The sequence below is a fragment of the Sporosarcina siberiensis genome, from assembly GCF_042681925.1.
GTDB classification, from domain to species: Bacteria; Bacillota; Bacilli; order Bacillales_A; family Planococcaceae; genus Sporosarcina; species Sporosarcina siberiensis.
In genome coordinates this window covers 126,356-151,566 of the sequence record NZ_JBHUGI010000024.1, presented here as the reverse complement: position 1 = coordinate 151,566, position 25,211 = coordinate 126,356, and the positions used below count along the sequence as shown (strand labels likewise).

The 25,211-nt window shown below is 36.7% G+C and carries 26 protein-coding genes and 1 riboswitch; of the genes, 1 reads left to right on the top strand and 25 read right to left on the bottom strand.

Translation table 11 applies throughout. The features are described 5' to 3' along the window. Positions 1-74 precede the first annotated feature (74 nt). The 16 genes from ACFSFY_RS08685 to ACFSFY_RS08605 form a co-directional block, all read right to left on the bottom strand. Positions 75-782 (bottom strand): hypothetical protein, encoded by a 708-nt coding sequence (locus ACFSFY_RS08685; RefSeq protein WP_381537208.1) that lies wholly within the window; start codon positions 780-782, stop codon positions 75-77. 2 nt (positions 783-784) lie between these two features. After that, on the bottom strand, positions 785-988 hold the full coding sequence (locus tag ACFSFY_RS08680; protein ID WP_381537206.1) for a DUF2768 domain-containing protein: 204 nt from the start codon (positions 986-988) through the stop codon (positions 785-787). Positions 989-1,045: 57 nt separating this feature from the next. After that, positions 1,046-2,068 (bottom strand): NAD(P)H-dependent glycerol-3-phosphate dehydrogenase, encoded by a 1,023-nt coding sequence (locus ACFSFY_RS08675; protein ID WP_381537204.1) that lies wholly within the window; start codon positions 2,066-2,068, stop codon positions 1,046-1,048. 4 nt (positions 2,069-2,072) lie between these two features. Next, a complete protein-coding gene (gene der, locus ACFSFY_RS08670; RefSeq protein ID WP_381537202.1) occupies positions 2,073-3,383 on the bottom strand; it encodes a ribosome biogenesis GTPase Der in 1,311 nt (436 codons plus the stop codon). A gap of 308 nt (positions 3,384-3,691) precedes the next feature. Then, positions 3,692-4,834: a 30S ribosomal protein S1 gene (gene rpsA, locus ACFSFY_RS08665; RefSeq protein WP_381537201.1), complete on the bottom strand. Its 1,143-nt coding sequence runs from the start codon at positions 4,832-4,834 to the stop codon at positions 3,692-3,694. A gap of 81 nt (positions 4,835-4,915) precedes the next feature. Continuing rightward, positions 4,916-5,497 carry a lysophospholipid acyltransferase family protein gene (locus tag ACFSFY_RS08660; RefSeq protein ID WP_381537200.1) on the bottom strand — a complete coding sequence of 194 codons (582 nt, stop codon included), beginning with the start codon at positions 5,495-5,497 and terminating at the stop codon, positions 4,916-4,918. Next, the gene (cmk, locus tag ACFSFY_RS08655; protein ID WP_381537541.1) at positions 5,494-6,171 is read right to left on the bottom strand and encodes a (d)CMP kinase; all 678 of its coding nucleotides are present in this window, start codon (positions 6,169-6,171) and stop codon (positions 5,494-5,496) included. The genes ACFSFY_RS08660 and cmk overlap by 4 nt, the downstream gene beginning before the upstream one ends. A gap of 90 nt (positions 6,172-6,261) precedes the next feature. Beyond that, positions 6,262-6,900: a flagellar brake protein gene (locus tag ACFSFY_RS08650; protein WP_381537198.1), complete on the bottom strand. Its 639-nt coding sequence runs from the start codon at positions 6,898-6,900 to the stop codon at positions 6,262-6,264. 79 nt (positions 6,901-6,979) lie between these two features. Then, positions 6,980-8,266, bottom strand: coding sequence for a PepSY1/2 domain-containing protein (locus ACFSFY_RS08645; protein ID WP_381537196.1), 1,287 nt, complete (start codon positions 8,264-8,266; stop codon positions 6,980-6,982). A gap of 87 nt (positions 8,267-8,353) precedes the next feature. Continuing rightward, entirely contained in the window at positions 8,354-9,127 is a 774-nt protein-coding gene (gene sleB, locus ACFSFY_RS08640; protein ID WP_381537539.1) for a spore cortex-lytic enzyme, read from the bottom strand. A gap of 100 nt (positions 9,128-9,227) precedes the next feature. Beyond that, on the bottom strand, positions 9,228-9,914 hold the full coding sequence (prsW, locus tag ACFSFY_RS08635; RefSeq protein ID WP_381537194.1) for a glutamic-type intramembrane protease PrsW: 687 nt from the start codon (positions 9,912-9,914) through the stop codon (positions 9,228-9,230). Between the two features lie 45 nt (positions 9,915-9,959). Next, entirely contained in the window at positions 9,960-10,937 is a 978-nt protein-coding gene (locus ACFSFY_RS08630; RefSeq protein ID WP_381537192.1) for a YpdA family putative bacillithiol disulfide reductase, read from the bottom strand. Between the two features lie 69 nt (positions 10,938-11,006). Continuing rightward, the gene (locus ACFSFY_RS08625; protein WP_381537190.1) at positions 11,007-11,801 is read right to left on the bottom strand and encodes a metallophosphoesterase; all 795 of its coding nucleotides are present in this window, start codon (positions 11,799-11,801) and stop codon (positions 11,007-11,009) included. Positions 11,802-11,837: 36 nt separating this feature from the next. Continuing rightward, complete coding sequence (locus tag ACFSFY_RS17555; RefSeq protein WP_465270268.1) at positions 11,838-12,515, bottom strand: LysM peptidoglycan-binding domain-containing protein; 678 nt, start codon at positions 12,513-12,515, stop codon at positions 11,838-11,840. Positions 12,516-12,586: 71 nt separating this feature from the next. Next, entirely contained in the window at positions 12,587-14,059 is a 1,473-nt protein-coding gene (locus ACFSFY_RS08610) for a RecQ family ATP-dependent DNA helicase (protein WP_381537188.1), read from the bottom strand. Continuing rightward, positions 14,046-15,098, bottom strand: coding sequence for a YpbB family protein (locus ACFSFY_RS08605; RefSeq protein WP_381537186.1), 1,053 nt, complete (start codon positions 15,096-15,098; stop codon positions 14,046-14,048). Before ACFSFY_RS08605 ends, ACFSFY_RS08610 begins: the two co-directional genes overlap by 14 nt. Positions 15,099-15,214: 116 nt before the next feature. Between ACFSFY_RS08605 and ACFSFY_RS08600 the strand changes: the two genes are divergently transcribed. Beyond that, positions 15,215-15,466, top strand: a complete 252-nt coding sequence (locus ACFSFY_RS08600; RefSeq protein WP_381537184.1) for a 4Fe-4S domain-containing protein — start codon at positions 15,215-15,217, stop codon at positions 15,464-15,466. A 124-nt stretch (positions 15,467-15,590) separates the two neighbouring features. On the opposite strand, the gene ACFSFY_RS08595 is transcribed toward ACFSFY_RS08600, so the two are convergent. The 9 genes from ACFSFY_RS08595 to ACFSFY_RS08555 form a co-directional block, all read right to left on the bottom strand. After that, positions 15,591-16,172, bottom strand: coding sequence for an ECF transporter S component (locus ACFSFY_RS08595; protein WP_381537182.1), 582 nt, complete (start codon positions 16,170-16,172; stop codon positions 15,591-15,593). A gap of 157 nt (positions 16,173-16,329) precedes the next feature. After that, a riboswitch (FMN riboswitch) is annotated at positions 16,330-16,461 on the bottom strand. 74 nt (positions 16,462-16,535) lie between these two features. Next, the gene (locus ACFSFY_RS08590; protein ID WP_381537180.1) at positions 16,536-17,738 is read right to left on the bottom strand and encodes a hypothetical protein; all 1,203 of its coding nucleotides are present in this window, start codon (positions 17,736-17,738) and stop codon (positions 16,536-16,538) included. Beyond that, a complete protein-coding gene (locus tag ACFSFY_RS08585; RefSeq protein WP_381537178.1) occupies positions 17,739-18,266 on the bottom strand; it encodes an RNA polymerase sigma factor SigX in 528 nt (175 codons plus the stop codon). Between the two features lie 45 nt (positions 18,267-18,311). After that, a complete protein-coding gene (locus ACFSFY_RS08580) occupies positions 18,312-20,093 on the bottom strand; it encodes an ATP-binding protein (protein ID WP_381537176.1) in 1,782 nt (593 codons plus the stop codon). Next, complete coding sequence (locus ACFSFY_RS08575) at positions 20,086-20,805, bottom strand: response regulator transcription factor (RefSeq protein WP_381537174.1); 720 nt, start codon at positions 20,803-20,805, stop codon at positions 20,086-20,088. The genes ACFSFY_RS08580 and ACFSFY_RS08575 overlap by 8 nt, the downstream gene beginning before the upstream one ends. Positions 20,806-20,936: 131 nt before the next feature. After that, positions 20,937-22,121 (bottom strand): c-type cytochrome biogenesis protein CcsB, encoded by a 1,185-nt coding sequence (gene ccsB / locus ACFSFY_RS08570; protein WP_381537172.1) that lies wholly within the window; start codon positions 22,119-22,121, stop codon positions 20,937-20,939. Then, positions 22,121-23,773, bottom strand: coding sequence for a cytochrome c biogenesis protein ResB (gene resB / locus ACFSFY_RS08565; RefSeq protein ID WP_381537171.1), 1,653 nt, complete (start codon positions 23,771-23,773; stop codon positions 22,121-22,123). Before resB ends, ccsB begins: the two co-directional genes overlap by 1 nt. 14 nt (positions 23,774-23,787) lie before the next feature. Next, on the bottom strand, positions 23,788-24,345 hold the full coding sequence (gene resA / locus ACFSFY_RS08560; RefSeq protein WP_381537169.1) for a thiol-disulfide oxidoreductase ResA: 558 nt from the start codon (positions 24,343-24,345) through the stop codon (positions 23,788-23,790). 105 nt (positions 24,346-24,450) lie between these two features. Continuing rightward, positions 24,451-25,182, bottom strand: coding sequence for a pseudouridine synthase (locus tag ACFSFY_RS08555; protein WP_381537167.1), 732 nt, complete (start codon positions 25,180-25,182; stop codon positions 24,451-24,453). Positions 25,183-25,211: the final 29 nt, after the last annotated feature.

Below are 25,211 nucleotides of genomic sequence, written 5' to 3'. Positions count from 1 at the left end.
CTCCTTTTCTGCGCATATTAGTTTATGTAAATGAAAAACGTTTCATGCACTAGGCATGAAACATTTTTAAATTACTATTTAATAAAGATGGGTTCATTTAATTCATTTACTGTATAAGCCTTCGAATAGGCCGGCAGAACAGGATACTTATCCGCTAACAGATAACGAATATCTTCACCTTGTACAACATCCGGCTTTTCTTCTTGTAAAATACGATTTAAATCAATTGAATAATCGATGTAAAACTTTCCATCCCCTCCAACTACAAGCGGCAGATGGGCATCAGAATAAGGACTTTCCACAGTTAATGGTTTTTTGAAGCCCATTTCAGCAAAGTCGATTTCATATACACCTTCACCAACTGGGTCCTTATAAGAAATAGATCCAGCAACACTCTTTCGTAAGTTTAATTCCCTTATCCGTTCGGCTGATCTCAAATCCACTAATTTCACGGTCGGATTTGTTTCTACATCAATTAGTACATACTGAAAAATCCCGCCTTTTTCATAGGCATTTGATGGTATTTTTTCTGTATATGCAGGAATAATTTTTGTAAAGTCAATCGGATATTTAATATAAATATCCGTTTCCATTTCACGTGTCTTTATTGGAAGTAGGCCCCCAGAACCTTCCTGAAAGCGTTCTACTGCTTTTTGAACTAATTCAAGCTGATCTTCATACGGTATTGTCGAACCCGCGTTATCGTCACTTGGAGTCATACAACCTGATAATAGAATAGCAAAAGAGAGTGTTAGTAAAAGCATCATTCTTTTTTTCAACAAGCTTATTGCCCTCCTGTCGGACCGTTAAATACAAGATACACTAATATGAAAAATGAAACGATCAGTAATATGTATGCAATCAATGCCATAACAAATTTTATAACACGGTTATTTACTTTATGTCTACTCGCATAAATAAGGCCCATGGAAATAACCATGAATCCCATTGCATAGAAAGACATCCACATTTTATCCATTGAGGACACAAAAAGTCCACCTTTCTATATATCCAACCTAATCAGATTTCAAAATAACCGTCACAGTCATTCATTACCAAAAAGATCGTCTACCTCTTGTTTTTTCATTCGATTCATCAACTGTTCTACCATTACATTTGGAGGAACATCTTCAAATAGAACTGTATAGAGCGCTTCGGTTAGTGGCATTGACACATCATACTTAATGGCAAGCTGATGTGCTGCCTTAGCCGTTCGAACACCTTCAATTACCATACCCATACCGGAAACAACATCTTCAAGACTGTTTCCTTTACCGAGCATATTACCAGCTTTCCAGTTTCGTGAGTGGACACTTGTACATGTTACGATTAAATCTCCAAGACCCGTTAAACCTGAAAATGTGAGCGGATGTGCCCCCATCTTCACGCCAAGTCTAGATATTTCAGCTAGTCCCCGGGTTATTAATGCCGCTTTAGCATTATCTCCGTAGCCAAGACCATCCGTAATTCCTGCTGCTAAGGCAATTACATTTTTAAGTGCTGCACCAATTTCTACCCCAATAAGATCGTTGTTTGTATATACGCGGAAATATTGGTTCATAAATAAATCTTGAACTTCTTCGGCCGCCTGCATATCATCAGAAGCCGCAGTTACAGTGGTCGGATGACGCAAGACAACCTCTTCGGCATGACTAGGTCCGGATAATGCAACAACAGCCTTCAAATTGGACGCTGTGAGCTCTTCCGTTATTATTTCAGATATTCTCTTAAGCGAATCAGGTTCAATTCCTTTTGAGACATGAACAATTAACTTTGGTCCTTCAATCATTGTGTTTATTTCTACACATACACCGCGAATCGCTTTAGTTGGAACAGCAATAACAAGGATTTCTCCATGCTTTACAGCAACATCAAGTTCTGAAGTTGCTGCCAAGTTTTTTGGTAATTGAATTCCTGGTAAATAATTCTTGTTTGTATGTTCATTTAGAATTTCGGAAGATAAATCGTCTCGTCTTGCCCAGAGTAAACAATCATGGCCGTTTTCTGCCAAGACAAAAGCAACTGCAGTTCCCCAACTTCCAGCACCAATAACGGATACCTTTTTCATTCCATCAACTCCTTGCTCTAGTTATAAGTCGAATCGGAGTCCCTTCAAAGCCAAATGACTCACGAAGACGATTTTGTAAAAAGCGCTCATATGAGAAATGCATGATTTCGGGTTCGTTCACAAATACGACAAATGTAGGAGGCTTAACCGCAACTTGCGTCGCATAGTAAATACGTAATCGCTTCCCTTTTTCTGAAGGAGCCGGATTTCTTGCAACCGCATCTTCTACAACTTCGTTTAACACACTTGACTGAATTCGCAGTGCGTGATTCTCACTAACAAGTTTAATTCGGTCAAATAGCGTATTTACACGTTGTTTTGTTTTAGCTGATACAAAAGCAATCGGTGCATAATCTAGAAATAGGAAATTCCCTCGTATATCCTCAATGAATTTATTCATCGTTTTATTATCTTTTTCAACGATATCCCATTTGTTAACTACAAACATGACACCTTTTCCGGCATCTTCAGCATAACCTGCAACCCTTTTGTCTTGTTCACGTATTCCTTCCTCACCGTTAATAACGATTAATACGACATCCGATCTGTCAATCGCTTTCAACGCTCGAAGTTGGCTGTATTTTTCAGTACTCTCATATATTTTCCCTTTTTTACGCATTCCCGCCGTGTCAATAATTTTATATTTTTGACCTTCATGAACATAAGGAGTGTCAATCGCATCTCTTGTTGTACCTGCAATTTCACTTACTATTACGCGCTCTTCGCCTAATAGTGCGTTCACAAGCGAGGATTTACCTACGTTTGGACGTCCAATAAGAGAGAATCGAATCACATCATCTTCAATTTCTTCAGCATCCACATCAGGGAAATTAGCTGCGACCTCATCTAATAAATCACCAAGACCTAATCCATGAGAACCAGAAATCGGAAACGGGTCACCAAAGCCAAGTGAATAAAAGTCATATATCATTTCTCTCATATCCGGGTTGTCCACTTTATTAACAGCAAGAATAACCGGTTTTTTTGTCTTATAAAGAATTTTTGCCACATGCTCATCAGCATCTGTAACACCTTCGCGTCCATTTGTTAAAAAGATAATGACATCTGATTCTGCAATTGCAATTTCAGCCTGAGATCTAATTTGATCCAGAAATGGCGCATCACCTATTTGAATTCCACCAGTGTCTATGAGATTAAAATCATGTGCTAGCCAATCAGCTGAGCTATAAATACGATCGCGCGTAACACCCGCAACATCTTCTACAATTGATATTCGTTCACCAACGATTCGGTTAAAAATTGTGGATTTACCCACGTTTGGTCTACCGACAATCGCTACTGTTGGTTTGGTCATAATAAAAACATCCTTCCAGCTTATCTTCTGCATATTATACACAATAAAAGAACGAACGTCTAAACGAACAATTTGAATGTTCTTTACCTAGAATATTTAAAATTAATGAATAACTTAAAAAGAATCAAAATGCTACACTTTAACAATTTTTACATTTTGGAAAACAAATCATTTTCAATTCATATTACCTCTAAATTAATTCCGCTAAAAATGAACTAGTTCCAATGATGATCAAAAGATACCGTCAACAAATGACTGAAAATAAAAATGATGATGCTATAAAGCATCATCATTTTTATTACTGTTATTTACTCTGTGAATTTCTTTAACTGATCACCGATAACATCACTCATAGAAAAGCCCGATGCTTCCTCTGGCATTTCATAGTCTCCATATGAATTATCATTCTCTTTTTCAACCAAATCTTTAATACTTAATGATAAACGCTTATCAACCGGGTTGACTTCAAGAACTTTAACTTCAATTTTCTGACCTTCCTTCAACACTTCATCGGGTGTTCCGATATGTTGGTGTGAAATACGTGAGATGTGGACAAGACCTTCTACTCCAGGAAATAGTTCAACGAAAGCCCCATAAGAAACGATACGTTTAACAGTTCCTTCAAGTTTAGATCCTTTCGGCGCTCTATCTTCAATGCCTTCCCATGGACCGGGCAACGTATCTTTAATAGATAAAGAAATACGTTCTGAGTCACGGTCAACAGATAGAATTTTAACATTTACTTTGTCGCCCTCTTTAAGGACATCTGATACTTTCTCGACATGTTCGTGTGTTAGTTGTGAAATATGGACAAGTCCATCAACACCACCGATATCAACAAATGCACCGAATGTCGCTAAACGTTGAACAGTTCCTTCAAGTATTTGTCCGACTTCAAGTGTATCCATAATTACACCCTTTTGTGATTCCTTCTCTTCTTGAATCACGGCACGATGCGAGAGTATAAGACGATTTTTTTCCTTATCCATTTCAACAATTTTAAATGACATAACGCGACCTTTGTACTCATCGAAAGATTCTACAAAATAATCTTCAACAAGAGAAGCCGGGATAAACCCACGCACACCTAAATCTACAACTAATCCACCTTTTACAACATCTCGCACTTCTGTTTCAATTGTTTTTTTAGTATTGTATGCTTCTTCCAGCGATTCCCACGCGTCTTCAGCGTCTACTTTTCGCTTTGAAAGAACATAGTTTTCATCTTCAACTTTTGTAATGATTAACTCGATTTCATCGCCTTCAGCTACTGCATCTGAAGCTTTTTCAATGTGTAAACTAGATAGTTCGCTGATTGGGATTACACCGTCAAAAGGTGCTCCTGTAATTTCTACAGTTACCGACTTATCTTCAATCTTCGTTACTTTACCAGTTACTCGATCACCCTCATTAAAAACATTCTCTACCTCTAAATTCATTTCTTCAGACATATGTAGTCCTCCTCTATAATGAATCTTACTTCCATACTATTCGAATTCACAGATAAAAACAAAAAAATACACTTGACTCATTTATTTATATTCTTTTATGAGCTTTCCTATTTCACTCATTATCGCTTCAGTCACTTCCTCAGCTGAGGCTCTTCTTTCACGGAACTCGGAAATATCCATCGGCTTACCGTAAACAACCTTTAAGCTTTTAAATGGCTTATAGGGTCCAATAATCGCACAAGGCATTACAACACAATCCCCTTTTAGCGCAAAGAATCCTGCACCAGCAAGGCCTTTAGTAAGTTCCCCAGTCTTGCTTCTTGTCCCTTCCGGAAACAAACCTACAACTTCTCCACCTTTTAGAATTTTAAGTGTTTTACGAAATGCTTCACGATCGCTCATCCCACGTTTTACAGGATATGCTTGAACTCTTGGAAGAATACTTTTTAACAACGGCATTTTGAAGAGCTCTTCTTTTGCCATAAACCGAACGGTACGAGGACAGGTCATTCCAACAATCGGTGGATCTAAATTATCGATATGATTCGTGCAAAGTAGAACTCCCCCCTCTTTCGGGAAATTTTCTTTTCCAATGACTTTGACACGATATAAAGGATAGTAAAGAGCACTTACAAGAAATTTACCTAGCGGATACAGATTCATCGCACTAACCTCTCTTCCGCAAGCTTAGTTATCTTTTCTGCTACATCTTCAATCGACATTGCCGTAGTGTCGATTAATAGCGCGTCTTCCGCCATTTTTAGCGGAGATGCTTTTCTCTTCATATCTGCCTGGTCTCGTTCACTAATTTCATTTTTCAATTGATCTAATGAGGAAACGATGCCACGTTTTTCATTTTCTAAATGTCGGCGACTCGCTCTTTCATCAACAGAAGCAGTCATGAAAATTTTTAATTCCGCGTTAGGTAAAACGTGTGTACCGATATCTCTGCCGTCCATAACAACTCCTACACCTTCCGCAAAAACACGTTGTTTAGCAACCATAAGTTCACGAACTTTAGAGTGCGTTGCAACAGAAGAGACAGATGAAGTAACATCCCTCGATCTAATTTCTTCTGTCACATCAGAACCATCTATAAATACCAACTGTGTATTATCTGTAGGTTTCAAGGATATTTCAATCGAGTTTAAGAGTTCTTCCAGACTATCCTCATCATTAATATCTATGTTCATTTGAAGCGCCTTATGCGTTAACGCTCTATACATCGCACCTGTGTCTATGTAGGTATATCCAAGTTTTTCAGCTGTTATCTTTGCAATTGTACTTTTTCCAGCTGCAGCTGGACCATCAATAGCTATTTTTATAGTTTTCATAATCTCATTTCCCTTCAGAGTTAATTCGTCAGTATTGTATCACATCGAAAAGGGAAAAGTCCTGCGACGGCAGCACTTCTCCCTTTTTAATACTTATTTATTTCTCATTTCTAATTGTCTTTCGAAACAGAATCGTACAATACGTTGCTGATCCTCATTAGTAACATCGCCAAATTTTAATGAGGCTATATTTCTTCCACTTCTCTCCCATACACGGACAACTGTTGCCTCGATTTGAAGATATTTAATATCTTTGTTTACAAACGGTAAAACTATATATAAAGATAGTACATCATTTTCTTTAAACGGAGGTTCGCTTGGAAGGTTTAAAGCAATTCCACCTGCACTTATGTCTACAGCTACAAATCGTGATTTATTTCCATCCTTTACAACGGCAACATCGATTGCTGTATCTACTCTAACAAATTCACGTCGTTGGATTTTAAGTACTCGATCATCGCCTGGATATGACAATTTGAGCATAGGAATTCCCTTCATCATCCTGCCACTGACTTCAGCTCTATAAGCATACGAGACTTTAGTGCTATCCGTAAATGTTATAACTAATTGTGTTCCATCCACAAAAAAGGCGGTTTTACCTGTTTGAATATGCGTTGGATAATCAATCATTACATGATTTTCCGCAAGATCGACTACCCTACTTTTGAATTTTTCTTTTTCTTCTTTGAGACTATTTTCAATAATAATAATTGTACCTATTGCTAATAGCATAAACACACCCACTATCCTAAGTCTTACATCTATTATGTCATGACTGGATAATAAATCAAATATGAATTTTGAAAATTCTTCACTGCTTTTCTGTCTTTATTACTTCTTTAGTTTCAGTATCTACAAGAACTGCATACGTATCTACTTCTTCGTTAGTTCCCTTCATCGTAACGATCAAGTAATGAGCAAGACGCTGATCAAGTCTTTCATTTTCTACATATGCAAGTTCCTCTTCTACCACAGATACACCTGAGTGAAAAAAACTACTCCAATCTATTTTAGCAATTGTTTGTGGTTTTATCGTTTCTTTTCTTATATATTCCATTGCATCCAGACCAATTATATCTCCATTATCCTTTGCTACCTTTAAATGAATTGTATCTGAAAAAACTTTAGCTTTATTTTCAGGTTCAACTCGAACATAAACGAAATGCCAAGCTGTATGATTTTCTCGAGCTTCTTGGAAGACAGTATCGCCATACCCCGCATTTCTAAGAAATTCCTCGGCTTTTTCTTGAATTTCTAAATGACGAAGACTTTCTTTTCCGAATGGTCTTTCAGTCAAAAAGGATAATATATGACCTCCTTTTTCAGTTATGTCGATATAGCCAATGGATTGACCCTCTGCAAAGCGCAAATGATAAAAAGCGTAAGGTGAACCCGATTTACTTGGCTCAACAACAACCGAAGAATTAGATTTATCCGGAAAGATCTTTTTGAATCTTTCAATAGCTTCTGGTCCGGTTATTTCATGGTCATTTAAATTTTTCAACTCTTTTTTCTTTAATGAATCAGATTCACTAGCTGTTAGAGGAAAATCTGTTTCCGTATATTGCTTTACATTATCGCTCATACCTGTCCAATTATGTTTCACATCAATTGACTCAAGCTGGTTTGTCCATCCTTTAACAGTCATTTCTCCATCAATTAGACCCGTAGTAGCGATTTCCCATTCGCCTGCCATGACACTAAGATTTTTCGAGGCATTTTCCATAACTTTATGATATTGATCATCGTCACCGCTACGTTCAGACTCTTTCGCAAAATTCCCAAGCCTTCCTAAATAATTCATCCAAGCACTTGAAAAGCTCCGATCTAGTGGCAGTCCGCTGACAGAATTCCTTATATCTGATGACAATCTCCAAATGTCCTCTCGAGCTTTTGTAGAGCCATCTGATTCGTTGAAAAGCAACGTTTTTTTCACCGCAATATCTAATTCTTCAAGTTTCTCAGATGCATCCGTCATTTCTTTTGCATATTGTCCACTTAGTAAATAAGCAAGTTGTTCATTTTCATTTGCCTTACTATACGAATAAATGGAAAGTGCAGCGACCATATATACGAGTACAAAAACTGTTTTTTTCATAATTCGGCAAAAGCATTACCAAGAATTCTAGAGTTACTCCGGTATTCTTTCACCTCTTCGCCTCCTAACAATTATTTCTATTAAACATTAGTTACAAAAAATGTGTAAACCAATCTTCTTGATTTGTGGACGCGACCAGATCCATTTGCTTGTAGCAGTAATGGGATTGAAATAATAAATTGCATTTTCCGATGGGTCCCATCCGTTAATTGCATCTAATACTGCTTCACTAGCACGATCATTTGGCTCTAACCAAATTTGTCCATCGGCAACTGCGGTAAATGCACCTGGTTGAAAAATGACTCCACCAACTGAGTCTGGAAAATCAGCATGTTCCACTCTGTTTAATATGACTGCCGCAACAGCTACCTGACCTTCATAGGGCTCTCCTCTAGCTTCGCCATATACTGCATTAGAAAGTAATTTCAAATCACGCTCAGAGTATTTTGATGGTAACTGAACATTCTTTTTTTCACCTCCACCCTTTTCTACTTGTGAAGTAAGGGGTTTTCCACCATAATGTGTGAATTTATTGCCTTTCTTTATATTTTCTTTAACAAATTTTTCATCGTATTTAGAAGCATCAGCTAATTTCTTTTTTGTTTTCGATCCTGCAATTCCATCCACAGGCAAACCATATTGTTCTTGGAAATTACGAAGTGCCCAGTAAGTTCCGTATCCAAATTTCCCATCAATCGTTCCAGAATAAAAGCTAATGTATTGTAGTCTTGACTGGAGTTCAATTACGTCATCTCCAAAAGCTCCCCGCTGAATTTGCTGTGTACTAAATGCTCCCGTATTTAAAGGAGACAGAATGTATGCACTCCCAAAGAGAAGCACAACTGCAACAATACGAATCATAATTTTCTTCAACTTTATTCCTCCTTTATTACTAAGCTTGTCCAAAAAAATAAAAATTATTAAAAATAAAAAAAGATCCAGCATATGCTAGATCTTTTGATTATTCCTTTGAATTCATACGTGTTTTCCGTCTAAATTGTTGCATTGCAAATGTATGTGCGTATTTTACTCGTGTTAAACCGAACCACCATAAAAATATCATAAATGGAATGATTAGATATAAGAAAAGTTCGTGAGTTAGAAAAATACCATTATAAATAAAATGTAAAACGAATGGTGCAATTAAAGACATAATTAATAACTTTCGTTTATCTTTATCTTCCGCGAATTTTGCACGGCCTATATAATAGCCCATCACAACACCGAATAGTGCATGACTCGAGACAGGAAGTAATGCTCGCAGGAAAGCAATGTCTACCCCAAACGTGAATAGGTAAAGTACGTTTTCTACAGCGGCAAAACCTAGCGAAACACTTGCACCATATAATATACCGTCATATGCATCTTCAAATTGTACATGTCGATAAATTGCCAATAGCAAAACCAGCCACTTAAAAAACTCTTCCAATGCACTTGTAAATACTACATCACGAAAGAATACAGAGGAAAAGACGTTTTCTTCTTCAAATACATGTTGAATAAACATGATTGGGAAAGTCATAATAGCGCCATATATAAAAGTTTGAAATATTGTTCGAGATGGTTCTTTGGCAATTTCTTTTCTTAAATAAAAATAACTAAAGAGCGCCAATCCAGGCGCAATCGCTACTGTGAGCAAAATGAACATAGACGGCCCTCCCAGATAAACTTATATTAAGATCGAGACAATTCGTTAGCTAAATCCATTTATTTGTTTCGCCTCAATTGCGTCTGCTATTAATGCCCCATGGAAACGACCGTTTTCAATGAAAATTTCATTCGCATTGTTTCCTGCTGCAATTACTCCAGCAATATATATTCCTTCAACATTAGATTCCATAGTGTGTTCGTCAAAAATAGGACGCCCGTTTACCTCTTCAATTTGAATTCCAATCTTTTTGAAAAATGATTGATCCGGATGGTAGCCCGTCATGACAAAAACATAATCGGAATCAATTTCAAGTATTTCAGTATCATTTCTAATCGTGACAGCAGATTCCGTTATTTTTTCTATGTTCGAATTGAATTGCATTTTGATTTCACCCGATCGAACTAAACTTTCAAAACCTGGCAAGATCCATGGTTTGACGCTCTTAGAATACTCCGCACCCCTGTAAACAACCGTAACAACAGCTCCAGCACGCTCTAATTCCAATGCAGCATCTACAGCAGAGTTCTTTCCACCGACAACGACTACCTTTTTCTGAAAAAAAGGATGAGCTTCTTTGAAGTAATGATAAACATGAGGAAGTTTTTCACCAACAACATCTAACATATTTGGATTATCATAATATCCGGTTGCAATAACCACTTGCTTCGCATTGTATACTGTTTTATCCGTCTCTACCGTAAATGCATCTTTTTCTTTACGGACGGATAACACTTCTTCAAAAGTGTTAACCGAAATTTTTTTCAGCTTAGTAACTTCTCGGTAATAAACCAGTGCGTCATTTCTTTTAGGTCTATCAATCGCAGTTATAAAAGGAATATCTCCAATTGAGAGTTTAATACTTGTGCTAAAAAATGTTTGATGTGTTGGATAATTATAAATGGAATTAACGATATTGCCTTTTTCTACAACAAGTACCTCTAAACCTTTGTTTTGAATTTCAATCGCTGCCGATAGACCACAAGGGCCTCCGCCAACAATCAAGACATCAACTTTTTGCATAGGACCTCTCCTTAAAACACTTACTATAATCAAATTCAATTATTTTCAAATAATGAAAAACATATTCTCTTAGTAATGCACTTTAATAACATGACATTGCGATTCGGCACCGAGCCTTAATGGCAAACTAGTTGTTCCAAATCCATTACTGATCAGTTTCGCGTGATTATCATTGATTTTAAAAGACCCTTTCTCGAATAACCCAAACTTACCAATTCTAACTTGGCCACCATGAGTATGTCCTGCAAGCAAAAGATTTGGTTGGAATTCTAGCTCAACTTTGCGGAAAAGTGAAGGAGTATGAGTAACAAGAATTGTTTTCTCATAACGTTCAACATTACGAAGTGTTGCTGCGATGTCGGGCGATCCATTTGAAGGGTCATCTGTACCCAGAATACCCCAACTAGGATGACCTGGAAAAGGGGTATTTTCATTATCAAGAATTTTACCATTAAAGCTTGCAATAATTTTACGAATTTCTTCTTCTCCAACTTCACGATCATTATTACCCCATATAAAATAAATCGGTGCTAAGCTTGAAAGGATTTCTACATTTTTTGAAATACGCTTTAGTGGAACGCCTCTTTCTGCAAGATCACCACCAATAATTACAATATCAATTTCATTTTTTATTTTCTGTAAAAGACGTTTATCTATTTTACGGCGGTGAACATCTGATATGAAAAATAAAGTCAGTGACCGTTTCTTTCCATGAGTGCTATTTGTAGTTATTTCATGGAAAAGCACATTCTTTCTAAATGCATTATGAATCATATATAAAATTAGTGCCGCACTTAAAAACAGCAAGGAATAAATTAGTTTACTAATCGTGATGATTCCACACCTTTCATTTAAAAAAGGCAAAGTAAAATACCTTTGCCCTGTTATGTGAATTACCAATTACGGAATTATTAATTTCTGACCCGCATTTATAGTGTTTGACGACAATCCATTTGCTTTTTTAATTTTCTCTATGCCAGCATCTGTCTTATAATAGTTAATTGAAATACGGTACAATGTTTCATTCGCAGCAACAATATGAGTCTTCCCTACAGATTGTACTTGTGGTTTTGTTTCTGGTTTTGTTTCTGGTTTAACTTCTGGTTTTGCTTCCGGTTTTGTTTCTGGTTTTGTTTCTGGTTTAACTACTGGTTTTACAATTGGTTTTTCAACAGGTTTTGAAGTAGTTTCATCTGCCTCTGTTTCAGGTTTCTTCGTAATATCTGTATTCACCTTATTAGAATCTTCCTTCTCATCATTAATAACTACATCTAAATTCGTATCACTCTTGGCACCGCTTGATAGATCGTTATTTATTTCGTAGCTGCCATTAGACTTCAACTCATTCGTTGAACCTTTTTGAGGCTCATAAAAATCAGTTAAAACATAAACCAATATTCCTACAGGAATTAGAGTGAAAAGAGCAAGTATTATATTTATTGTTCTATTTGCTGAACTGTTTTTTGTCTTTCGACCTTTTTGACGTAATTCAGATCGAGATGGAATATTTTTTTCTTCTTCTAAAAATACCGATTGTCTATGTTCTTCAAATTTAGTTTTATAATCATCTTTTTTCATCGTAAGACTCCCCTATCACATCATGCTATTGTTTCCATTATGACGAATATTGTCGGAAAAGTAAATGGACATCAACTATGTTCTCCCAGAAGTAGATGAAGTCGTTCCATCCACTCCATCGGCTTCCTCTGAAAATACTGGTCTTCAGCAGTTAACAACCAATCCAAAGAAGTGATCCCACAGTTCGAGCAGCAATGTGTTGGCCTAGTAATTACTTCTTCATCAAAAAACGACAAAACCTGTTCTCTTATACATATGTTTGAATGAATAATTTGAAGCATTTGTTGCAATTCCTGTTCTTTTTCTAAACTAATTTCTTCTAAGCGAATAATTGTGTTTTCTACAGACAATCGTTCTAAATAGTACTCTAAAACTCGTTGTTTTGTCTCACTTATACCAGCCATTTCACTAGCAACTTCATTTGAAACCCCACTAGTTAATAAGTTGGTGTACTGTTTAATTTCTACTTCTGTTGGGAAATCTTCTTGAACAATAAAGCGTGATTTTCTTTCATCTTCCGGCGAGAACAACAACGTAGCAGCCGATAAATTCCCATCACGCCCCGCTCTTCCTATTTCTTGAATATATCCTGCAATCGTTGACGGGAACTGATCATGAATTATTTGTCGAATATCCCCTTTATGTATACCCATTCCAAAAGCATTTGTAGCACAAATCCACTTCACTTCTCCATTAATAAATTGAGCTTGCACAAAGGCACGATCTACCTGTTCCATACCAGCATGATAGGATGCGATCGACAACCCTTTATCTGCTAAAAAGAGCGCTAGGCTTTCTGCTCGTTTTCTAGAGGATACGTAAATAACTCCCGATCCAGAGCTTTGTTTTACGCGGTCAAGAATCCACTTGGTTTTTTCATTTTGTGATTCCATTTTTATAATAGAAAAAGAAATATTAGGTCGATCAAGCGAATATTTATGCACTACTGAGTCATTCAAATCTAAATAATCTTTTATGTCTTTAATAACTTTATCATTAGCTGTAGCTGTAAGCGCTAGAATTGTCGGTTTGTTAATATGCTTTAAAAATTCCCCAATTCTTAAATAATCCGGTCTAAAATCAAATCCCCATTGTGATATACAATGAGCTTCATCAATTACTAGTAAAGATATAGTTATTTTTTTAAGTTCAGTCATCACATTTTGCTGTAATAACATTTCAGGTGATATAAAGATGAATTTATATACATGCAAACTCTTAACAATTCTATTTTTTTCTTTAAAAGTTAAAAATGAATTTAATGCAACAACCTGTTTTTCACCATTTCGCTTCATTATCGCTACTTGGTCCTCCATAAGTGAAACCAGTGGTGAAATAATTAGCACTATCCCCGAGGACATATATCCCGGCAATTGAAAACAAAGAGATTTCCCATTACCAGTTGGTAAAATGGCAATTGTATCTTTACGTGAAATAACATCCCGTATAACCTCATATTGTCCAGGTCTAAATTCAGTAAATCCAAACCTTTCCTTTAAAACGTTATAGATTTTATTTGTTTCATTTGTTTCATTTATTTCCATCTTCCCCTCCTCCATTCATAGCACCTAATATGAGACGGATTTGAAAATAAGTTAAATGATCAAATTCATTCTTTAACAGACGTAATCTTCTCGTCTGTAAGTAATAAGCCATTTTAATCACTGCTTGAACATCTTCATTTTCGACAAAATCATTCAATGGAAAATTTGAATCATTAATAGACATTTCAGCAAAGTGGTCTTCAATTGTACTCATTTTCAATTTACGAATTTCCGCAATAGCGGTCATAGTCAAGCCACCTTCAAAGTACCTTTTCGTGGTTGCAGCAGAATCCGTCAGATAAGTTGATACTTTTATGTTATACGTCAATTTTCGCAAAAAATGTGCCTCTTGGGACATTTCTAGAGCATCAAGTAATATATGTAGCCCCTCAATAAAATATAGACGGATAGATACAGTATTAAGTTTCAAACTTTCTGAGAGCTGATTCCATGTCCAGCCGGTTACCCCATATCCGCCAAGCCTATGCAGCAGTATTACTTTATGTAAATCAACCATTCTACTTGATTCTATGTAATGCTGAAGTTCTTCCATAATTTCAATAGAAAATGCAGGCTTATTAATCGGTTGTTTATAGAGTATATTTTTCACAAAGGTTTGAACTTCATAATCCTTCTCCGTGGGAATAAATAATTTGGAACCCACTCTGAAATTCGATATTGTTTGAATCGTAAGTGACAATCTAGAAAAAAACGTTACTTCGTTCCCTCTATAATCCCATCCATTAAACTGATAGGTTGGCAGAGTCGATGTAAATCTTTTCCCTTTTTCAGTTACTTTAACAATTAAATTTTCCTCAATGTATAGATAACCTGACTTTATTAAATAATTGACAGCATCATCGTATAAATCTGTTCCCAACTTGGGCCAAATACCAAAAAACGCTTTCAGGTTATAGTATTCAACATCTTGCAGTGTTTGTCCTGATTTTTTTCCGCGAATTAAATGGAGTCCATTATAAATGGTTCTTTCCCCATCCATTCGGCTTATAATTGTTAAAAGAATTGATGATAACTTCATTATATGGACACCACCATTCTAAAAAAGTGTTTTTAGGTTGAAAACTTTTGAAAACATCTTTAGAATAGAACCGTAGACAAATTGTTAGGTACGGAGAAAAGGGGAGAGGTTTTACAATGCCTAAATATACAATCGTTGATCAGGATACATGTATTGCTTGTGGAGCTTGCGGGGCTGCAGCACCTGACATTTACGATTATGACGACGACGGAATCGCTTTCGTTATTCTAGATGATAACATGGGTACTGCCCAAGTTCCAGAAGAACTAACGGAAGACTTTGAGGATGCATTCGACGGTTGTCCGACTGACTCAATAAAAGTAGCAGACGCTCCCTTTGACGGAGATGCGTTAAAATATGAAGACTAACTCTAAATTGCTAGAGTATAATCTTTATCCAAACCTCACAACTTTGTGAGGTTTTTATTTATATGCGATACAGAACTAAAAAAATCACCCCTTAGTCTAAATGACTTCGGGGTGATTCATAGTATTATGAAGCTAATTCTGCTCTTTGTTGAGATATCCATTTTTTCATACTATTAAATAACAACAACGAGATTACCATAAGTATTGTACCTTTAATTAAATTAAACGGTAAGATACCAAGTACAATCATTGTATACATCGCATCACCGGTAACTAATGGCATATTTAAGAAATATGTGTACATCGGTAAAAAGACAACATAATTCAGAAAGCTCATGCCTATAGCCATTGCAAGTGTTCCAATAACTAAACCAGTTGCAAGACCTTTTGTTGTACGGAATTTATTGAAGATGTAATAAATCGGTAGAATAAACAACAATCCCGTTACAAAGTTGGCTATTTCTCCAACTGGAACCCCCGTAGGACTACCAGTAAAAAACCAATGCATAACGTTTTTGATTAATTCTACTCCAATACCGGCAACTGGACCCATTGTCATTACTGCCAATACCGCTGGAATCTCTCCAAAATCAATTTTTAAGAATCCTGGTAATGCGGGTAAAGGGAAGTTAAACTGCATTAATACAGTTCCTATACTCCCTAGTATTGCGACTAAAATCATTCGTCTTAACTTCTTGTTTTTCATTTGTTCCTCTCTCCTTTTGCGATTCACTTCAAAAGAGGAAAGGCTAATCAACTATTTATGCCATCAAAAATATCCCAAAAGCAAATAAGCTCTAGGGAATCGAAAGGCACACTAAATAAGAATCCTTTTTGTGGACAACACAAATAGAAGACAGCACCTTCACCTTCTCCCATCCAGACTTTACTGTCGGCTCTGGAATCTCACCAGAATCAGCTGTTAAGCTCGCGGGCTCGGAAACTAAGTTTCCATTACCGCCGGTCGGGAATTGCACCCTGCCCCGAAGATGAATCAATATTATGTTACTACTTTATCATACATCAAAAAAAGCACTTTGTAAACTAATCAGTTTACAAAGCGCTTTTATCATTTTAATAGAAACTCCATTGGATTTGGCCCTATTGGCATTGGTAACGGTTGTGTAAAGTCAAATCTTTGCCACTCCACTTGACTTATGTTTTCAAATTGGAGTTGCGTATCAAAACTTGCAGCTGTCAGGAGCATGCCTTCTATCATTCGAAGAGCTTCTGTAGGAAGCATTAGATTTAAATCTAAAGTCTCAGCAAATTTTACTCGAGCCAAATTCTTATCTATTGTTACACTAAAATCGATATTATCGGGAATCAAAGGCAAAAAAATATCATTCGGCTTTACTTTCATTTCCTGTAAGGCTTTATCCAGCGAATCATATGATTTATAGAAGTTTGAAGATAGAAATTCCAATCCATTACTTTGAATAAACAAGTAGTAGTTTGTATTGTTTTTTCCACTCTTCAATTCGAGTGGTTTGCTCGGTTCACCCGCTTGATCAAACTCATGAATTGAACCATCTTCATTTTCAAAACGGATGTGTTTAAATCCATAAAATGTATCTTGTAGGGAGTGAATGTATACAGCTATGGACCCGGACCCCATATCATAATTATGTCCTGTAGGTAGTACATGCGTAATCATTTCTCCTTCGACTGAAAGCGATCCTTTATACGGATGATAATCAGAGAAGCCAAAAGCCTCTTCATCAATTTGGTCAGCATATTTTTTATATAAGTCCAAACTTGTTGGTTGAACTTCTCCAAAGTCTTCTCGAATTTTTTCAGCCGGGATTATAAAAGTGACAGGAACACTCTCAGCGGCATCGCCCGCAAGACCTAAATGAAAAACAGTATCTCCGGCAATGTCATTTTCGTAAACAGCAAATGATTCAAACATATTTTCCTCGACTGAAGTTTTTGCTGCCGAATCATCAGAGAAAAAATCCATTTTACTGTCTTCACTTGCTTCATTTTCTTCAATACTTCTGCTTTCCATTTGTTTATCTGATGAATTATTTGTCAGTGCCACGTCGTTTTTCTTAAACATAGATGGTATTAGTAAACTTAACACGACCAGCGCAGCAGCTGCAACAACTGCAGGTACCCATCTCTTCCGTTTAGTAAGAACAGGGGATTTTAAGCGTTCATCTTTCTTTAAACGCATTAAAACTTCCTTTTCCGAACGGTTGTCAGTAATATTCGGCATATCACTAAGGAGTTGTTCAATGCTTTTATCATCCCACTTATTTTCCGTCATTTAGTTTCCCCCTTCTACAGGAAGAGCACTCATTTTTCTTTGTAATACTTTGATTGCCCTATGCTGTGTTGTTTTCACTTTACCTTCTGTCCAACCAAGCACTTCGGCAGTTTCAGCTATTGATAAATCATTGAAATAACGCATAATAACGACTACTTTCTGATCCCCGGTACACGTATCCAATTGGTGTAACAGTTCTTTCATTTCCTCATTTAAAACAGCCGATTCATCTGGTAAAATCCCCGATGAAACGAGCTCACTCTTTTCCCAATCGAATTTATCCAATGAATGTTTTCTGCGAACGGAGTTTTTCCTAAAATGATCTATTGCAACATTTTTTGCAATAGAAAAAAGCCACGTCTTCTCAGAACTCTTCCCTTCAAAGCCGCTATATGCCCGCATTACTCTCACGTAAACTTCATGTGAGAGATCCTCAGCTATGTCCCTGTCTCTTGTCAAATAGATAAGAAACCTGAACACATCAGAATGATACTGTTCATATAGTCGATGGAAAACGGAGTCATCCATTCAATCCCCCCGTTCATATTAGTAGTCGTTTCAAACAAATAAAAGTTACATTTTTTTTAATGGTAATGCACATTTAAAAACAGTCCCCGAATGAATACCCCTTTTAGCAGAAATCATGCCGCCATGTGAATCAATAATATTTTTGGCGATGGCAAGGCCAAGACCTGTACCACCTTTTCCACTTGTTCGAGCTTTATCAGCTTTATAAAATCTTTCGAAAATAAAAGGCAAATCTTCTTCAGGAATACCATAACCTGTGTCAGTTACTATAATTTCGCAAGTATCTGTGTATATTTCGACAGAGAGACTAACATTCCCTCCACTTGGAGTATGACGAATCGCATTATCAATCAGATTTGTAAATACTTGTTCGAGCCGATCTTCATCTGCATCTAACAAAGGATCGATATCTTTCAATGAATTAAAAACCAGTTCAACTTCCGCATCCTTGGCAGTTTGCATGAATTTATTTACTACACGTTCCAAAAACGGAGTCACATTAAATACATTTTTATGCAGAATCATATGGCCGGATTCCATTCGAGCTAAATCCAATAGATCTGTTACTAAACGCCCCATTCTTTTAGATTCTTCATGAATGATTTGCACCATTTCATTGCGTTCTTCATCACTTGAAGTAACGCCGTCTAAAATAGCTTCACTATACCCCTGGAGCATCGATATAGGCGTTCTTAGCTCATGCGATACATTAGCTATAAAATCAGTCCTAAGCTTGTCAAGCTGATGCTGCGCAGTCATATCTCGAAGCACCGCAACAGCACCACGTATACTGTTACCGCTATAAAGTGGACTTATCGAGATGGTGTAAAATTGTCCACCAAGTTCAAGTTCGTCCTCAACTTCCTCTGAAAAGGATAGGACATGCTCCAACATATGAAATATTTCTGGCGGTATAGTTTTATCTGTCGCATTATTTTTAAAGTACCAGTTTTGTAATAATCTTTCGGCTTGAGGATTGCTTAGTAAAATCGTATAATCTCTGTTAAAAGTGATTACCGCATCCGTCATTGAAGTTAGAATACTTTCTAGTTGTTCTTTTTCCTGATTTATTAATTCAACATGATATTTTAGTTGCCTTCCCATTTGATTGAATGCCGTAGCAAGTTGTCCGATTTCATCATTTTGTAATGAGGGCAATGTCGTATCGAAATTCCCCTTGGACAGTTCAAATGCTGCTTGACGCATACCTCTAAGTGGAGAAGTAATTCGAGTTGAGAGGAAGAAGGCAAAAATAGTTGTTAGAATAAAAGCAATAAAAGCTGAAAGGATTACGATGGTTGTCGTTCTTTTAGTAGTATTATGTATTGCTTCAAGACTTTGGTATATAAACACAGTTCCTTTGGTTACATTTTCTGAAATAAATGGATCCGCAAGAACAATGTATTTTTCCATAACATTTTGTTCAACACTAGACGGTAAAATCATTTCTTTAAACACTGGTTTCCCGGTAGTAGCAACCTTTTTAAATGCAGGTTCAGAAAGAATCTTTTGTTCAATTCTTTCTTTATTTAAACCTTTTTGAAAAGCATATGTAACTTCATTATTTTCGTTTAAAATGATAGCATTCGTTTCTTCATCCAAAATATCTTGAACGATCGGGATAAGTCTAGATGCTTCATCTTCATGCTGCCATACAATTTTCGCAATCGTGTAAGCTTCTCTTTCCAAAGAATTTTCCGCTTGTTCTGTATGAAAATTATCTAGAAACTCTAAAAGCAGCGCAGTAACAATAAATAAAATAAAAGTAACGAGAAGCAGTATGGTTGCCCATAGCTTCCCGACGATTGAGTTCCATATTCTATTCATTGTGGGCCTCGAATTTGTATCCGACACCCCAAACTGTAACGATCATTTTAGCCGCGCTTTCGGAAACTCTGTTCAGCTTTTCACGAAGTCTTTTAACGTGCGTGTCAACAGTTCGTAGGTCTCCAAAAAACTCATAATGCCATACTTCTTTTAATAGTTGTTCTCGATCGAATACCTTATCTGGTGACCTTGCAAGAAAATACAATAACTCGTATTCTTTTGGTGTTAAGTTCACCTCTTGGCCTTCAGCCGTTACTCGGTGAGCATCGTGATCAATTGTTAACTGAGGAAAGACAACTAAATCTTTTGAAGCAGAAGTAGATGCCACACCCGGGAAAGTTACGGATCTTCGCAAAATTGCTTTAACCCTCAAAACAACTTCCCTAGGACTAAACGGCTTAACTATGTAATCATCCGCACCTGATTCTAAGCCCGTAATACGGTCAGATTCTTCTCCTTTTGCAGTCAACATAATAACCGGCGTCATTTGTTTTTGCTCTCTTAATTCAATTAAAACTTCAAGCCCATCTTTTTCAGGCATCATTTGATCGAGTAAAATACAATCATAGTTATTCGCAAGAGCCATCTCGAGCGCCTGGGCACCATCTTCAGCCTCTTCAACTTCATAACCTTCACGTGTTAGGTACATATTTAATAGACGACGGATTCTATCCTCATCATCAACAATTAGTAAAGTAACTTTTTCATCCATGTATAACTTCTCCCTTCAATCACATCTAATTACCATTGTACAATCGCTACGCTAAAATGGAAATAAAAAGACTGTACGGAAAGTGAAGCATTTCCGTACAGCCCTAAAGAACACTGCTTATACAGCCGCTTTTAAGCGTATGAGTGTAATCCAGCAAGAATTAAGTTTACGACAATTAAGTTAAACATAATTATGACGAATCCAATAACCGCGAGCCATGCAGATTTCTTACCTTCCCAACCTTTGGAGAGTCGCAAATGTAGAAATGCTGCATAAAAGAGCCAAGTAATAAGAGCCCATACTTCTTTTGGATCCCATCCCCAGAATCTTGACCACGCCTCGTGTGCCCATATCATGGCAAATATAAGCGCGCCAAGTGTAAACACTGGGAAACCAATTAGAACCGAGCGATAGACGATTTCGTCCATTAACTGGGAGTTCGCTTTCCGAGCAAGAGGCTGGAATAATGCAGCAATTGGTTTACGAATAATAAGTCGCATCAACAGGTACAATACGATTCCCGTCATTACTGACCAAACCAATGTCGTTAATGTTTTAGCATTAACAATTGCAGGCATTTCGACAAGAGGCGTCATTCTATCGGGCGTTTGTGCAACATATTCATTTAAACCAAATAACGGTGGGTAATGATAAATCATTTTCTGTGTTTGCTCATCTTTATTGACATAAGTAAACTCAGCTTCGTAACCTGCAACGGAAAATGCAGTGGATGATAAAATGAAACCCAGTGTTAAGACGAGTACGAACATAACAGATTCCAACCAAAAACTAGATTTCGACTTCTTAGTCATATCCACATTTTTAAGTAAGAATACAAGTCCCGCTACAGCACCAATTGCAAAAATTGCTTGACCGAGTGCTGCAGTACTTACGTGCACCCATAACCAATAACTATTAAGTGCTGGTATAAGTGGTGTTATTTCAGTAGGAAACATGCTTGCATAGCCAATAATTATTATTGCGATTGGTAGTGCAAACAAACCTAGAGAAGGCGTTTTATACATCCAGAACAACATTATAAATGATCCGACTAACATCATTGCAAACGCAGTTGTAAACTCGAACATATTACTTAATGGGGCATGTCCAGAAGCGCCCCAACGCGTAAAGAAGTAACCCAAATGTGTTAGGAAACCAATAGTGGTAATTGTAATACCAATATTTCCCCATTTATTATTGTTATATGTTTCTTTGGACTTGGCACCTTTCACCGCACCCCCAAAAAAGAGTGTTGCGACTAAATATGAAAAGAATGAAATAAGTAGTAAATTAGAACTCCACGATGCTAAATCCATTATTTAAAATCTCCTTCCTGATCATCCAATTGGGAATCGGAGTCTTCTCTATCTTCATAAATTGGTAAGTTGGCATAGTCTTTTACAATATCAATTTCTTTTTTCAAATAAAACCAGTTTTTATTTGTATGAGCTGCGATAAGCATTTCATCATCTTCACCTTTTTGAACCCAAATTCGTCTGTGATTCCAATAAGCTCCTTGTGTAACACCAATCATAAAGATAATGCCTCCAAGGATTAGAATATACAATGTTTTATCTTTACGAATTGTAAGTCCTGAAATATCACGCGTTTCTGCACTTACAAAGTTCACTTTGTACTCATTCACTTCTGTTTCCAGCGTTTGACGAATTGCAACAAAACTCATTTCCCCATCCGTTTTAGCGGGTGTAGTCATTTTGAAAATAAATGCTGGGTTATTTGGTATTGGCGATTTCGAAACAGGTACCCCATCTTCTACACCATTATAATCAGGAAAGTAGTTTTTTAGTTCAACGGTTGCACCATTACCTAGATCGTAGATACGTTCAGGTGTAACAAGATCAACTGTAAACTCTCCAAGTGATTTCTCAGTTGCCTTTTCAGTAAGTTGGAAAGTCATCGCTGATAACTCATCTAAACGATAGTCCATTTGAAAAACAGAATAACCATCAAACGTCAATGGTTTGTTCACAATAATGGAATAGTCTTTTTGAAACTCCAGGTTCTCCGATTGCCCAGGCAAACCGTCTGTTTCTTTCTTATATAAACTAACATCCGTTTGATAATTTTTGGCAATCATTCCAACACGATCAAGTGCTGTTTCAAAAACTTGTCCAGAATCTTCTTTCGTATAATTCTCTATGATGAATTTATTATTCTTTAAATAATAACCTGGAGCACCTGGAATCGAACGTGTTTCACCTTCTCGAAGCCACATCGTTTCATCTACATAAAACCCAGGAATACCATGCAATAATATACCGAAAAAGAATATAATAAGACCCGTGTGATTTACGTAAGGGCCCCATCTTGCAAAACGATTTTTCTCTGCAAGTATCGCTCCATCTTCTACTTTTACTTTATATTTCAATTCTTTTAATTTGTTCTCTGCTTTTTCGAATGAATCATCTACATCAGAAACTTTTCCCACACCATATACACGTTGACGTTTCATAAATGAAGGATGTCTTTTCGTCTTTTGTAGTTTTAGTGATTTATAAAGTGGAATGACTCGATCTATACTAGCGATAATGATTGAAGTACAAAGCATTCCTATTAATATTTTGAACCACCAGCTTGAATACATATCATAAAAACCAAGTTTATAATAAAGAGTACCAGCAAAGCCATAAAGCCTTTCATAATAAGCTAAGTACTCCGCATCTGTTGATGCAGCTACATACATTTTCTGAGGGAACATTGTTCCGATTGCCGATGTTGCGAGTACTGCAACAATGATGCTTATCCCTATTTTGACGCTTGAAAAGAAGTTCCATATACGATCAATAATCGATTTATTGTATGTTTGAGATCTTCTCGCAGAACCTTCATACCTCATATCGACGAGCGTACTTTCTTTTGCTGCCTCAGTTTGTGGCCGACCACATTTCTCACAAAGCACTGTACCAAAAGGATTAGTATGCCCGCATTGGCATTTAATTTCGCTCATTTCAAATGTGCTCCTTACTCGGGTTGAATGCTTTCCATATAGCCACGAATTTCAGCTTCCGACATTTCCCGTATTATAATCTTTTCGATTTTCCCATCCTTATTGATAATAAATGTAGTAGGTAAAGGCTTTATAGTATAAGCTTCCTTCACACTTTCATCTTTATCAATAGCAATAGGAAACGTTAATCCATAATCATCTCTAAAGGTTTCAACTTGTAAATCAGAGCCTTTAATATTTATTGCTAAAATGTGGACACCTTTGTCTTCAAATTCAGCATGCATTCTTTCCATAGCAGGCATCTCCCTCTTACACGGAGCACACCAAGTTCCCCAGAAATTAAGGAAAACACCTTCGCCCCTATAATCAGACAGCCTATGTTTATTCCCCTCTAAATCAACGAGCTCAAAGTCAGGAGCTTGATCGCCAACTTTCAACATTTTCACATCTTTTTTCGTTAAGATTGCAAAAATGACTGCCGAGACAAGTATGAATAATATGATCGTCCTAATTATAAGACGTTTCTTTTTCTTTGATGCCCGAAGTTTTTCTTTATCACTCAAATGAGTCATGCTCATAACCCCCTAACCCACTAGTCCACAACTTAGTATAACAAATAGATGTACACAAACTCTTGTAATTAATGAAAGGTCTGTGAACTATAGTCTTTTTTAGTATTAACCAATTTTACCCGTTTCAGCAAGAACACGTAATTGTTTTACTTCGTGTCTTGTTAATTCTCTTGATTCGCCTGCATTTAGACCGATAGTCGTTAGTATTGCAAATGATTCTCTCTTAAGTTTTTCTACTGGGCAACCAATGGCATCAAACATTCTGCGTACTTGATGATTCCTACCCTCATGAATTGTAATCTCTATTAATGCGGTATTCGATTTTTTATCAACAGTTCGCATCTTCACATGTGCAGGTGCCGTCATACCATCCTCTAAAAGAATCCCCTGTTCCAATTTCTTCAAATCTTCACGTTGTGGGATACCTTTTACTTTAGCAATGTATTTTTTTTGAATTTCAAACTTTGGATGCGTCATTAAATATGAGAAATCACCATCATTTGTCATAATTATTACACCTGAAGTATCATAATCTAGACGTCCTACCGGGAAAATTCTTTCTTCTATATGTGGAAACAAATCCAATACTGTTTTTCTACCTTTTTCATCGTGAGCTGTTGAAATTATGCCACGAGGTTTATAGAGAAGAAAATAGACACTTTCCTCTTTTGAAATTTGAACCCCTTCAACTTCTACTTTATCCGAACTCGAGACCTTCGTTCCTAATTCAGTAACGACAACTCCGTTCACCTTTACTTTTCCATCAACAATTAGTGTTTCTGATTTTCTACGAGACGCAATACCTGCTTGTGCTATCACCTTTTGTAATCTTTCCATTACTTCACTCCGTCCTATGTGCTGTAAAA

Excerpts from the sequence above, each read along its gene's own strand:
- ACFSFY_RS08675 (WP_381537204.1), bottom strand. The coding sequence starts at position 2,068 with ATGAAAAAGGTATCCGTTATTGGTGCTGGAAGTTGGGGAACTGCAGTT.
- der (WP_381537202.1), bottom strand. The coding sequence starts at position 3,383 with ATGACCAAACCAACAGTAGCGATTGTCGGTAGACCAAACGTGGGTAAA.
- rpsA (WP_381537201.1), bottom strand. The coding sequence starts at position 4,834 with ATGTCTGAAGAAATGAATTTAGAGGTAGAGAATGTTTTTAATGAGGGT.
- ACFSFY_RS08660 (WP_381537200.1), bottom strand. The coding sequence starts at position 5,497 with ATGAATCTGTATCCGCTAGGTAAATTTCTTGTAAGTGCTCTTTACTAT.
- ACFSFY_RS08650 (WP_381537198.1), bottom strand. The coding sequence starts at position 6,900 with ATGCTATTAGCAATAGGTACAATTATTATTATTGAAAATAGTCTCAAA.
- ACFSFY_RS08645 (WP_381537196.1), bottom strand. The coding sequence starts at position 8,266 with ATGAAAAAAACAGTTTTTGTACTCGTATATATGGTCGCTGCACTTTCC.
- sleB (WP_381537539.1), bottom strand. The coding sequence starts at position 9,127 with ATGATTCGTATTGTTGCAGTTGTGCTTCTCTTTGGGAGTGCATACATT.
- prsW (WP_381537194.1), bottom strand. The coding sequence starts at position 9,914 with ATGTTCATTTTGCTCACAGTAGCGATTGCGCCTGGATTGGCGCTCTTT.
- ACFSFY_RS08630 (WP_381537192.1), bottom strand. The coding sequence starts at position 10,937 with ATGCAAAAAGTTGATGTCTTGATTGTTGGCGGAGGCCCTTGTGGTCTA.
- ACFSFY_RS17555 (WP_465270268.1), bottom strand. The coding sequence starts at position 12,515 with ATGAAAAAAGATGATTATAAAACTAAATTTGAAGAACATAGACAATCG.
- ACFSFY_RS08610 (WP_381537188.1), bottom strand. The coding sequence starts at position 14,059 with ATGGAAATAAATGAAACAAATGAAACAAATAAAATCTATAACGTTTTA.
- ACFSFY_RS08605 (WP_381537186.1), bottom strand. The coding sequence starts at position 15,098 with ATGAAGTTATCATCAATTCTTTTAACAATTATAAGCCGAATGGATGGG.
- ACFSFY_RS08600 (WP_381537184.1), top strand. The coding sequence starts at position 15,215 with ATGCCTAAATATACAATCGTTGATCAGGATACATGTATTGCTTGTGGA.
- ACFSFY_RS08595 (WP_381537182.1), bottom strand. The coding sequence starts at position 16,172 with ATGAAAAACAAGAAGTTAAGACGAATGATTTTAGTCGCAATACTAGGG.
- ACFSFY_RS08590 (WP_381537180.1), bottom strand. The coding sequence starts at position 17,738 with ATGACGGAAAATAAGTGGGATGATAAAAGCATTGAACAACTCCTTAGT.
- ACFSFY_RS08585 (WP_381537178.1), bottom strand. The coding sequence starts at position 18,266 with ATGGATGACTCCGTTTTCCATCGACTATATGAACAGTATCATTCTGAT.
- ACFSFY_RS08580 (WP_381537176.1), bottom strand. The coding sequence starts at position 20,093 with ATGAATAGAATATGGAACTCAATCGTCGGGAAGCTATGGGCAACCATA.
- ACFSFY_RS08575 (WP_381537174.1), bottom strand. The coding sequence starts at position 20,805 with ATGGATGAAAAAGTTACTTTACTAATTGTTGATGATGAGGATAGAATC.
- ccsB (WP_381537172.1), bottom strand. The coding sequence starts at position 22,121 with ATGGATTTAGCATCGTGGAGTTCTAATTTACTACTTATTTCATTCTTT.
- resB (WP_381537171.1), bottom strand. The coding sequence starts at position 23,773 with ATGAGCGAAATTAAATGCCAATGCGGGCATACTAATCCTTTTGGTACA.
- resA (WP_381537169.1), bottom strand. The coding sequence starts at position 24,345 with ATGACTCATTTGAGTGATAAAGAAAAACTTCGGGCATCAAAGAAAAAG.
- ACFSFY_RS08555 (WP_381537167.1), bottom strand. The coding sequence starts at position 25,182 with ATGGAAAGATTACAAAAGGTGATAGCACAAGCAGGTATTGCGTCTCGT.